Here is a 12,071-nt window from a genome sequence, read left to right on the forward strand (position 1 = left end):
GATTGCCCTGAAGCCTTGCCGCGCCGTTCGACTTAGATTTCACCGCTCTGCAAGCGAGTGGACCCCGGCTCGCGCTCCGCTTGGCCGGGGCGACCTCGGAGAGTGAGGAGGCGAAGGTGGACCCTCCCCCTCTTTCACGCCGCCGCCACTTCGGCGAGGAAGCGGTCGACTTCTTCCTTGAGCATGCGCGTCTTGCTGTTCAGCTCGTCGGAGGCGTCGAGCAGAACATCGGCGGAGCTGCTGGTTTCCGCAACAGCATTGGACAGTTCCTGGATGTTGCCGGCCACCGCCGACGAGCTGTCCGCCACTTGGCGCACGCTGCGGGAGATGTGCGAGGTGGCCGAGTTCTGCTGGGTCATGGCCGATGCGATGGCGCCGGTGTAACTGTCCACCTGCCCCATGGTCTCACTGATGCCGGTGATGGCAGCCACCGAGTCGCTGGTGGCATGCTGGATGGCATTGACCTGTGCGGCGATCTCTTCGGTTGCCTTTGAGGTCTGGTTGGCGAGTTCCTTCACCTCGGAAGCCACAACGGCAAAGCCCTTGCCGGCCTCCCCTGCCCGCGCCGCTTCGATGGTGGCGTTGAGGGCAAGCAGGTTGGTCTGGGCGGCGATGGCCTGAATGAGGGTGATCACCTCGCCGATCTTGGCCGCCGCTGCCGCAAGCCCGTCCACCTTGGCGCTGGTTTCCTGCGTGGCATGCGTTGCACGGCTGACCACCTGGGTGGTGCGGGAGACCTGATTGCCGATTTCCTGCACGGACATGGACAGCTCTTCCGCTGCCGCAGCCGCGCTGTCCATACCGGCCAGCGCCGCTTCCGAGGCATCGGCCGTCTGGCTGGCGCGTTCCGAGCTTTCGCGGGCGATGACGGCAAGGCGCTGTGCCGTCCTGTCCAGATTGCCGGCCGTGCTGCCGACAGATGCGATCAGGTTTTGTGCGGTTGCGCGGAAGCCGGAGATCAGCGCATCCACCTTCTGCTGGCGGGCCATGCTGACCGCCTGGCCGGCGGCCTGCTCCTGCTCGAGGCGCAGGCGCTCCAGCGCGTTGTCCTTGAACACCTGCACCGCCTGGGCCATGCCGCCGATCTCGTCGCCACGGCCGAGGCCGGGCACGTCCGCGGATGTGTCACCATCGGCCAGACGGCGCATGAAGCTGGTCATGGCCCGGATCGGGCGGGTGATCAGACGGTTGAGCCCGAAGGCGAGACCGAAGCCGAGCGCGATGGCGGCAATGACCGCCATAGCAATGGTGGTGACCGCGCGCTGCCCTGCGGCGCGATTGGCCGCAGACTGGGCCCGGGCGAGGTCGGTTGCTGTGGTCTGCAGCATGACGCTCAGCCGGTCCAGTTCCGCCCGGTTGGCCTCGAGACTGGATCTCGCCTCCCGGATGGCCGTGAAAGCGCTGGCATAATCTTCAAGTGCCTGCGGCATGGCAGAGATGGCCGTGGAAGCGGCAGGCACATAGGCCGAGGCCCCGTCCAGCTGCATGGCATACATGCTCAGCATGTCGATTTCCGCTTCCACCGCGTTGGGGTCCGTATCGCCCATATCCGCAACGAAGCTGGTGGTGTCCGTCTTGACGCTGGAGATCGAGCCGGAGATTTCGAGCGCCTGCTGACCGATCCGGGTCAGGGCGGCCAGTTTCTGCTGCAGGCCGTTGGCATCATCCAGTGCCCGGTCCAGCGCGCCATAGATGGCAAAGCGGGCTTCCATGATCTGAGTGGTCAGGACGCCGATCCGGTCCGCCACTTCCTTCTTCTGGCCCATGCGGTTGAAGAGGTTGGTTTCGTCCAGCATCACCGGCAGAACTGCGTGCAGGGCGGTGGCTTGCTCAAGCAGCCCCGTCTGCACGACCTTGAACCGGGAGCCTTCAAGCTTTTCAGCCTGGCTCTTGATCGTATCGAGCGTTTCGCCAATCTGGGCCCGCAGTTCCGGCGTGACTTCGCTCAGCTTGAAATCAGCCCCCATGCCGAACATCGGCTGCAGGAAGGCCACGCGATCCTGCATGTCGCGGGCAAGATGGCCGAGCTGGCGCAGATCTTCCTGAGAAGAGGTGCTCAAGGTGGCCGCGTCCGCCGCATCGCGCTGCTGGCGCTGCAATTCGTTGGCGATGGTGCGGGTCAGGCTGTCGAGCTGCGCCGTTGCGCGCTCAATCACTTCCAGCTTGTCCTTCAGCGACTGGGTGTCCCGCTCGACAGATGAGAATGTCGCGCCAAATCCGGAGACCATGCCACGGGCAGCGGCGACATTCTGCAGAGGCTGAGGATTGCTGACGAGCGATCTGGCAAGGCCCTCCAGCGTCGCATCCAGAGACCTCAGCGCCGCCGTCACCTGAACCGCACCATCTGCATCCGGCTGCCGCAGGAAGGCCTCGCGTGCGGCCGAGAGCGCCTTCAACTCGGTGATCGTGGCCAGCGCTTCATCAGCGATCTCGCTGCGCTGCGAAAGACCCGTCAGCGTAACAATCCCGAGACCGCCGACAAGCGCAGTCAGAACCAGAATCGCACCAAACCCGCCCCAGACCTTGTACAGGAACGAGAGGTTGGTGAAGGAAAGGGATAGTCTGCCCATGATATCCGTTTGCTCCGAAGAATTTCATCTCCCGGCGCACTGGATCACATCATTGAATGAACCGGATCTTAATCCGGGGCCCGAATATCATGAAATTTATATGACATTCAAATCGTGATATACGTATTTTCATTTGAAAATACGTAGATAAAACTTAAAATTCAGATATATATCCAGAATTAGACTCAAGACTCTGAAAATTCCTCAGATCAATACAGAAAATCAGCGCCAAAACCCCAATAAAATACGCTGCGGTTTGAAACAGCGAAGCCAGACTGCACCTGCGTCAGGGACGGAACCGGTCTGGCATCAACTTAATTGATAAAAATGACAGGGCATCATTTTCAAGGCATTGGCCGCCAGATACTGCACTGCAACGTGGACCGGACCGCTGCCTCTCCGCGACGGCATCCACAACTTTGCGGCCTCACAGACCGTCTGTCGCCGCCGAAGGCTCCATCCTCACAAGAACCATCTCGAACAGCGCCCCGCCTGCGGGTGTCGTCCGGTAGCTGAGACGCCCGCCGTGCGCCTCCACAATGGCCCGCACCACGGATAGCCCCAGGCCGCTGCCGCCAAGCTCGCGCGAGCGGACCGGATCGCCCCGGACGAAAGGCACGAAGCCACGGGAGACAATATCAGGCGGCAGTCCCGGTCCCTCGTCGGCGACGGACAAAACGATCCGGTCCTCCACCCTGGCGAGACTGACCGTGATGCGGCCGCGCACAGCATAGCGCCGCGCATTGGTGAGAAGCGCCAGCAGCGCCTGCCGGATCCGCGTTGCATCAACGGCAACCACCAGGTCCTCCAGAGCGAGTTCCAGCCGGAAACCGGCTGCCCGGAAGTCATGCGCGACAAGATTGGCCACGCCGGCGATTTCCCGCGCGAGGTGAACCGGCTCGATCTGCAGATCCAGATGACCGCTGCCGGCCAATGTCACCGTCCGCAGGTCTTCCACCAGACGGGCAAGCCCGTCCACCTGCTGGATCAGCCCCTGCAGCGACTTTTCATCCGGCTCGAAGACGCCATCGATCATGCCCTGCAGGCGGCCCTTCAGGATGGTCAGCGGCGTGCGCAGCTCATGGGCGATGGTGGCGTTCCACAGGGCCATTTCGGCCGCCATGTCCTGAAGGCGCTGTGCCATCGTGTTGAAGTCACCAATCAGCGCGGCCGTTTCTCCGAGTGCCTTGTTTCCGGCTGAAGCGCGTGAGGAGAGGTCACCGGCCGTGATCTCACGCGCGCTGCGGGCCAGCGATTCAAGGGGGGCGAGAATCCGGCGCGACAGGCGCAGGGAAACAAAGGCTGCAATCGCAAGCGCGGGAAGAATAACACAGCCGAGGATGACCAGATCGGTGACCGTAAGCCAGCTGTCCAGATCCTCAGGCGCCGGGTAAAGGGCAATGATGACGCTGTAGGTGAGATAGGATCCGAAGAACACCAGCAAGCCGGCCATCACCGTAATGGCTGACATGGCGATGAGGATCTGGCGGCTCAATCCGGTTCTCGGTCTCATGGCATCACGCCGACAACCGGTAGCCGATGCCGCGCACCCCGGGCAGCAGGCCGGTGGCGCCAGCCTGTTCCAGCTTCTTGCGCAGCTTGCTGAGGTGGCTGTCCACCGTGCGGTCCAGCGCGTCGGACCCGGGCAGGCAGGCATCCACCAGCTCGCTTCTGGTGAAGACGCGGGCGGGACTGCGGGCCATATGCGCGAGGATGCGGAACTCCGTCAGTGTCAGAGACAGCCGCACAGGCCCGGCTCCATCATCAAAGCTTGCCTCGTAGGCATCAAGATCGATGGCGAGATTACCGGCACGCAGAACACCCGCGGCCGAGGCCACGCCCGCGCGGCGAAGAACGGCCTTGGCGCGGGCGACGACCTCAATCGGGTTGAAGGGCTTGACGACATAATCGTCTGCCCCGATGCGCAGGCCCTGCAGCCGGTCGATATCCTTGTCGAGCGCAGTGATCATGATGGCCGGAGTAGTGCCCCTGCGCCGCAGCTCCGCCAGCACCTCCCATCCGTCTAGCCGGGGCATGGTGACGTCGAGAAGCACGAGATCGGGCTTCAGCGCCAGATGCAGATCAAGCGCCGTCCGGCCATCGCGCGCCTGAACGGTGCGGAAGCCCTCGCGCACGAGATAGGCATCCAGAATTGCGGAAATCTCGTCGTCGTCTTCGGCAATCAGAACAAGGGCTGTCATGGCATTCTCCTTCCGCCATTGATGCCATCAGGCATCGCTGGCGTCGAGCGCGCAGCGCCCCTCTCCATGAAACCGCAACATAATCTCCACACAGCGCCAACCCGGCGGACCGATAGAAGCGGCCACGCCGCCTGAAACAGGCAGCCGTATAGAGGATGACCGCGACCATGCGCCTTCGCCACAAGCTGACCTACGCATTCATCGCCGCAACAGCACTCTGCCTTGCCGCTTGCTCGGACGATACCGATGGCCAGAAAGCGGGCAGCGCCGCAGCGCAGACACCCGCTGGAGCCGCTGCCGCCGCCGTCCGCATTGCCGTACAGACGGTGCAGCCCGCCCGCGTGGTGGTTTACGACGAGCTTCCCGGCCGGGTATCGGCGGTGCGCACGGCTGAAATCCGGCCTCAAGTGACCGGGATCGTGCAGAAGGTGTTCTTCACCCAAGGCTCCGATGTTGTGGCCGGTCAGCCGCTGTTTCAGATCGACCCTGCACCGTTCTCTGCCGATGTGGAAGCCGTCTTGGCCGTGCTGGACCGTGCGGAAGCTGACCTCGTCAATGCGCTTTCCAAGTATGACCGGATAACCGCATTGGCGGCGACACACACGGCCAGCACCGCAGCGCTGGGGGATGCAACAACTGAATTGGCGCGGGCGCGGGCCAATGCGGCTGAGGCCAAAGCCAACCTGAGGCGCCGCAAACTCGAACTGGCCAATGCGACCGTTCGCAGCCCCATCGCGGGGCGGATAGGTCAGGCCCTGATCACCGAAGGCGGCCTTGCGTCCAGCGGCACGGCAACAGCGCTGGCGACAGTCCAGCAGATCGACAGCGTCTATCTGGATGTCCGCCAGCCATCCATGCGCCGGGAACAGCTGGAAGAGATGGACGAAAACAGGAGAGGCGAAACAGCGGACAGCCTTCCCGTCGACATTCTGACCCTGACGGGCAAGCCCTATGGCTTCAAGGGCAGGCTGCTGTTTTCTGACAGCACGGTGGATCAGGGGACAGGCAACATTGCCATGCGCCTGGAAGTGCCCAACCCGGACCGCCAGCTGCTGCCGGGCATGTATCTTCGTGCCCGTGTGCCCAGCGCCATCTATCCGCAGGCTCTGACCGTGCCGCAGGAGGCCGTTCTACGGGATCCATCGGGAGAGGCACGCCTCATCGTGCTGGAAGCCGGCAACACAGCCAGCAGCCGCCCGGTCGAACTGGGGGCGCTGACCGGAGGCCGCTACGTGATCCTGTCGGGCCTGAAAGCGGGCGAGACGGTCGTGGTGCGGGGACAGGACCGCGCCGGGTCCGGCGCGCCGCTGGACCCCGTCCCCTACCAGCCATCGGCCCCCGAACCCCACATCTGAGAAGACCGTTCATGCCGCAGTTTTTCATCGAGCGCCCGGTCTTTGCCTGGGTCATCGCCATCTTCATCGTGCTTGCCGGTCTCGCTGCGATCCCGCAGCTGCCGGTTTCCCGCTTTCCGGTCATCGCACCGCCGAGCATCAGCATCACCGCCACCTACACGGGCGCAAGTCCGCGGACCATCAACGACAGCATCACGGCCCCCATCGAGCGTGAGCTGACGGCGGTGAAGAACCTGCTTTACTTCGATTCCTCGTCGGACTCTTCCGGTACGGCCACCATCACCGTCACCTTCAAGCCGGGGACGGACCCGGAACTGGCGCAGATCGACGTCCAGAACCGCCTGAAGGCCATCGAGCCGCGCCTGCCGGAACCTGTCCGCCGGGCGGGTCTGTCCGTAGAAGCTGCCACATCCGGCTTCCTGATGATTGTGTCCCTGCGCTCTGAAGGGGGAAAGACAGATCCGCTGGCGCTGGATGACTATCTCGTGCGCCAGCTGGCGCTGGAACTGAAGCAGGTGCCCGGCGTTGGCCGCGTGCAGTCCTTCGGCTCGCAAGCCGCCATGCGCGTTTGGCTTGATCCCTCCCTGCTTGCTGCCTACTCGGTCTCCATGGCCGAGATCACGCAGGCCATCCAGACGCAGAATGTCCAGGTTTCTCCCGGACGGCTGGGCGAAGCGCCCGCCCTTCCCGGTCAGGCGGTCAGCGTTCCGCTCAGCCTCGACGGGCAGCTGAAGACACCTGAGGAATTCGCTGCCATCGTGCTGCGCTCCAATCCCGATGGCTCGAAACTGACCCTGGGCGATATCGCAAGGATCGAAGTCGGTGCGCAGACCATGGGGTTCTCGATCTTCGACGGGGGAAAGCCGGCGACGGCCGCCGCCATTCAGCTCGCCCCCGGTGCCAACGTCATCAGCACTTCGGAAGGCGTGCGGGCGCGGCTTGCCGCGCTTGCGCCCTCGATGCCGGAAGGCGTTGCATACGCTGTCTCCTACGACACGGCGCCTTTCGTGAAGCTCTCGATCACCAAGGTCGTGCAGACGCTGGCCGAAGCGATGGGGCTGGTGTTCCTCATCATGCTGCTGTTTCTTCAGAACATCCGTTACACGCTGATCCCGGCCATCGTCGCGCCCATCGCGCTGCTGGGCACCTTTGCCGTGATGTGGGCGATTGGCTATTCGATCAACGTGCTGACCATGTTCGGCATGGTGCTGGCGATCGGCATCATCGTGGATGACGCCATCGTCGTCGTCGAAAATGTCGAGCGGCTCATGGCCAGCGAAGGGCTCAGCCCGCACGAGGCAACCCGCCGCGCCATGCGGGAAATCACCGGCGCGGTCATCGGCATCACCCTGGTGCTGACGGCCGTGTTCCTGCCCATGGGCCTTGCCAGCGGTTCTGTCGGAGCGATCTACCGGCAGTTCACGGTGTCGCTGGCGGTCTCGATCCTGTTTTCGGCCTTCCTTGCACTCAGCCTGACGCCTGCCCTCTGCGCAACGATCCTGAAGCCGGTCGCACCGCATCACGAGCGCAAGGGCTTCTTTGCCGGGTTCAACCGGGGCTTCGACCGGCTGACGGCGCGCTACACGGTCTGGACGGGCTGGCTTGTGAACCGCACGGCCCGCGTCATGCTGATCTATGGCGCCCTCACCGGCGCTCTGGCCCTGGGATACGGCGCATTGCCGACCGCCTTTGTTCCGGAAGAGGATCAGGGAACATTCATGACCTCCTTCACGCTGCCGGCGGATGCAACGTCCGAGCGGACGCGGGAGCTCGTCCAGCTCTTCGATGCACACGCGGCAACACGTCCTGACATTGACAACAACCTGTCCATCATGGGCTTCGGCTTTTCCGGCTCGGGTGCGAACGCGGCGATGGCCTTCACCACGCTGCGCGACTGGGACACGCGAAGCGGCAGCACCGCCGCCGAAATGGCCGCCGCCGAACAGGCGATGCAGGAGGCGGTGGAAGGCGAGGTTCTCATCATGAAACCGCCTGCCATCGAGGAACTGGGCACAACCTCGGGCGTCACCCTGCGCCTCGCCGACCGGGGCGGACGCGGCGCAGCCGCGCTGCAGGCGGCGGCGGATCAGCTTATCGGCCTCTCTGGCCAGAGCAAGCTCCTGAGGAATGTCCGCGTTGATGGCCTGCCAAGCGGGCCCAGCGTGAACCTGCGCATCGACCGGCAAAAGGCCGGCGCCCTCGGCGTTCCCTTTTCCGCCATCAGCGACCTGCTCGCCGCGACCATGAGCTCGACCTATGTCAACGACTTCCCGCGCGCCGGATATCTGCAGCAGGTCGTCCTGCAGGCACAGGCCAGGGACCGCATGCAGGTCGAAGACATTCTGAAACTCCACGTCCGCAACGACCGGGGCGGCATGGTGCCGCTCTCCGAAATGGTGACGCCGGAATGGTCGGTCAGCCCGCTCCAGCTCAACCGATTCAACGGCTACCCCTCGCTCAGCATCTCCGCAGAGGCCGCTAGCGGCGTATCGAGCGGTGCGGCGATGCAGGAGCTCGAGCGCCTTGCGGCACAGCTTCCGTCCGGTTTTTCCGTGGAGTGGACCGGCCAGTCCTTTCAGGAGCGCCAGTCAGGCGCACAAGCGCCGCTGCTGGTCGCCCTCTCCTTCCTTGTCGTGTTCCTGGTTCTTGCAGCCCTTTACGAAAGCTGGACCATTCCGCTCTCGGTGATGCTGGTCGTGCCGCTCGGCGTGCTGGGTGCCGTGATTGCGGTGCATTTGCGGGGGTTCGACAACGACGTGTTCTTCAAGGTCGGCCTGATCACACTGATCGGCCTTTCTGCCAAGAATGCCGTGCTGATCGTGGAGTTCGCCCGCAAGCTGCGCGGCGAAGGGGCAAGCCTGCATGAAGCAGCTGTCGAGGCGGCACGCCTGCGGCTGCGGCCCATCGTCATGACCTCGCTTGCCTTCACCCTGGGCATCCTGCCTCTGGTGATCGCCAAGGGGCCAAGCTCCGAAACCCAGAACGCACTGGGCACCGGCCTTTTCGGCGGCATGATATCGGGCACCGTCCTGGCGGTCCTCTTCGTGCCCGTGTTCTTCGTCGTCATCATGCGTCTGGCCGGACGCAAGGCGCAAGGGGAGGCCGAATAAGAAATGCCGCCTTCCCGGACAGCTGCCATGCATGTCCGGGAAGGCGGCGGTTCAGGATCAGGCGGCGGCGACCTTCGTCAGGAAGCCTTCGATTTCCCTGCGGAGCAGGTCGGTATGGCCCGCCAGATCGGCAGAGGCGCCGAGCACGTGATCGGCGGATTCGGCCGTGTGATCGACCGTCCGGGCCAGTTCGTTCATGTTGCCCGCAACCGACTGGGTGCCTGCGGAAGCCCTCTGCACATTGCGGGAGATTTCCGAGGTCGCAGACCCCTGCTGCTCGACGGCAGCGGCAATGGCGGAGGTGTAGCTGTTGACCTCTTCCATGGTACGGGTGATCGCGCCAATGGCATCAACCGCCTCTTCGGTGGCCGACTGAATGGCGGCAATCTGCGCGGCGATCTCTTCCGTTGCCTTGGAGGTCTGGTTGGCCAGTCCCTTCACTTCAGCCGCCACGACGGCAAAGCCCTTGCCTGCCTCGCCGGCACGGGCGGCCTCGATCGTGGCATTTAGTGCCAGCAGGTTTGTCTGCTCGGCAATGGCCTGGATGAGTGTCACCACTTCACCGATTTTGGCCGCAGATGCCGCAAGGCTTTCAACCTTCTGGTTGGTCACCCGGGTGCCCTCGGTCGCCTTGCCGACCACGCCTGTGGTCTGGCCCACCTGACGGCGGATCTCGCCGATGGAGGCGGACAGCTCCTCGGCGGCGCTGGCCACCGTCTGGACATTGCCGCTGGTTTCGTGGGTGGCAATTTCGGTGTCGCTGGCTCGCGCTGCACCGGCGCGGGCAAGGTCAGCCAGCTTGCTGGCCGTTCCCGTCAGTTCCTGCGCCGTTTCACCTGCTGCATTCAGCATGGACTGGATCTGATGGCGGAAGCTGCCGATCAGATCCTCCATCCGCTGCTGGCGTTCCTGACGCTCCTGACCGGCGCTTGCTTCAGCTTCGGCAAGGCGGCGCCGCTCGAGCGCACACTGGCGCAGGGTTGCGACAGCCTTTGCCATCGTGCCGATCTGGTCGGTCCGCTCCGTAAAGGGCACATCCGCCTCAAGGTCTTCTGCGGCGATCTCGCGCGTCACTTCCGCCAGTTTCGTGACCGGGGCCAGCAGATGCCGCGATGCGAACACGGCCACACCAATGGCCACCAGCAGAACCGGCAGCACGGCCATGGCCAGGCGGGACATCATCGTGTCGACACCGGCCATGATCTTCGTGCGCTCAACGCCCGCATAAAGGACACCCACCGGCGCGCCGCCGGAACCGATGACCGGCGCATAGATGGTGAAATAGGGCTTGCCGAGGATAACCGCCTCACCGCGATAGGTCTGCCCCTTCATCACCACCGGATAGACCGCGCCGTTCTGGCCCAGCGGGGTGCCGACCGCCCGGTTGCCATCCGCCTTGATGATGTTTGTCGTCTTGCGGATGAAGTCCCGCTGCTGCGTATCCCAGACGAAGACTGTCGCCGTCTCCCCCGTCATCCGGCCAATCGTGTCGATCATCGCATGGTCTGCGAATTCAGGAATGGCATCGGCCTGGATGCGGCTGACGTTGCCATCCGCGGCCCATGTCACTTTCACGCCGGGCACATCCCGCTCCAGAATGGTGGCGGCGATGCGCAGACTGGTGTTCTGCTGCGCCACAGCGTCATCCGCCGCACCACTGACCATCACCGAGTAAACGATCGTTCCGACGACAACGAGCGAGGCGGCGACCATGAGGCAGCTGGTGACGGCAAGGGCTGCCGAGATACGCAAACGGAAGAAGGGGTTCTTCATCGGAAAAGGCCTATAGGGAGTAATACTAAGGCCACTATCCTTTATTCCATTTAACACCGCGTAAAAATCGATAACGTCTGTTTCAAAATCGCACAGATGCAGAACTGAATCCACAAATGAGGAATAATCCGGAGCCTAGCGTGTTATTACGCAAACGATTCCGGAGTTTCATCATGCCGAATACGATCCGGCCTCATCTTCAGACATGCTGCCCGCCATTGATGTGGATCTCTGCACCCGTGACATAGGAGGAAGGACTGCTGCAGAGAAAGTGAATTGTATCAGCAACTTCAGCCGGCTGGCCAAGGCGGCGCAGGGGCAGGCCGTCCACCAGCTTTTCCGTTCCCGGCGACAGGATCGAGGTATCGATCTCACCCGGCGCAATGGCGTTGACGCGGATGCCGTGCGGCCCGAAATCCGCCGCCATTTCGCGTGTCAGCGAGGCCAGCGCAGCCTTTGAAGTGGCATAGGCGGTGCCGGCAAAGGGATGCACCCTGACGCCTGCAATCGATGTGACATTGACGATGGAGCCCTGCGCGGCCTTCAATTCCGGAAAAAGGCCCCGCGCCAGCGTGATGGGCGCGAAGAAGTTCACCTGGAACACCTGATGCCACACATCAAGCGGCGTGGAGAAGGAATCCAGCCGCTGACCGCCCTGGTCCTTGGGGCTGATGCCGGCATTGTTGACCAGCGCGTCGAGACGCGAGCCATCGGCCTTCAGCCGGCTGCGGATTTCCTCGATGGCACCGGCAAGGCTCAGAGGATCGGCAAGATCCACCTCGATGTGATCCTCAGGCCCGGACGGCCAGGGGCATTTGTCCGAAAAGGGGTGGCGCGAGCAGGTGATCACCCGCCAGCCATCGGCAGAAAAGCGCTTCACCGTGGCATGGCCAATGCCCCGGCTCGCCCCCGTGAGCACGAGAACCCGGCGGGCCGCGGCGGCAGATGTGACAGCTTCACTCATGATTGGCCTTTGACGGAAAGATGCACTAGATAAAGTTGACTTGGCGTGGAAACTTTAGTTTATCCCGCCGGTCGCGTGATAGCCAGATGGTCCATGAG

The 12,071-nt window shown here is 63.4% G+C and carries 7 protein-coding genes; 2 read left to right on the top strand and 5 right to left on the bottom strand.

Annotated elements, in window-relative coordinates; genetic code table 11:
* Positions 1-134 precede the first annotated feature (134 nt).
* The 3 genes from ACVNHC_RS03845 to ACVNHC_RS03855 all read right to left on the bottom strand — a co-directional run bounded on the left by ACVNHC_RS03845 (position 135) and on the right by ACVNHC_RS03855 (position 4,771).
* A complete protein-coding gene (locus tag ACVNHC_RS03845) occupies positions 135-2,570 on the bottom strand; it encodes a methyl-accepting chemotaxis protein (RefSeq protein ID WP_457166470.1) in 2,436 nt (811 codons plus the stop codon).
* A gap of 427 nt (positions 2,571-2,997) precedes the next feature.
* On the bottom strand, positions 2,998-4,083 hold the full coding sequence (locus ACVNHC_RS03850; RefSeq protein ID WP_457166471.1) for an ATP-binding protein: 1,086 nt from the start codon (positions 4,081-4,083) through the stop codon (positions 2,998-3,000).
* 4 nt (positions 4,084-4,087) lie between these two features.
* Positions 4,088-4,771, bottom strand: a complete 684-nt coding sequence (locus ACVNHC_RS03855) for a response regulator (protein ID WP_050474560.1) — start codon at positions 4,769-4,771, stop codon at positions 4,088-4,090.
* 167 nt (positions 4,772-4,938) lie between these two features.
* Between ACVNHC_RS03855 and ACVNHC_RS03860 the strand changes: the two genes are divergently transcribed.
* Together ACVNHC_RS03860 and ACVNHC_RS03865 are read left to right on the top strand one after the other, a co-directional pair.
* A complete protein-coding gene (locus ACVNHC_RS03860; protein ID WP_457166472.1) occupies positions 4,939-6,126 on the top strand; it encodes an efflux RND transporter periplasmic adaptor subunit in 1,188 nt (395 codons plus the stop codon).
* Positions 6,127-6,137: 11 nt separating this feature from the next.
* Complete coding sequence (locus tag ACVNHC_RS03865; RefSeq protein WP_457166473.1) at positions 6,138-9,236, top strand: multidrug efflux RND transporter permease subunit; 3,099 nt, start codon at positions 6,138-6,140, stop codon at positions 9,234-9,236.
* A 57-nt stretch (positions 9,237-9,293) separates the two neighbouring features.
* On the opposite strand, the gene ACVNHC_RS03870 is transcribed toward ACVNHC_RS03865, so the two are convergent.
* Positions 9,294-11,009, bottom strand: a complete 1,716-nt coding sequence (locus tag ACVNHC_RS03870; protein WP_457166474.1) for a methyl-accepting chemotaxis protein — start codon at positions 11,007-11,009, stop codon at positions 9,294-9,296.
* A gap of 199 nt (positions 11,010-11,208) precedes the next feature.
* Entirely contained in the window at positions 11,209-11,973 is a 765-nt protein-coding gene (locus ACVNHC_RS03875) for an SDR family NAD(P)-dependent oxidoreductase (RefSeq protein WP_122519218.1), read from the bottom strand.
* Between the last annotated feature and the right edge of the window lie 98 nt (positions 11,974-12,071).

This window comes from Pannonibacter sp. Q-1, from assembly GCF_054073275.1.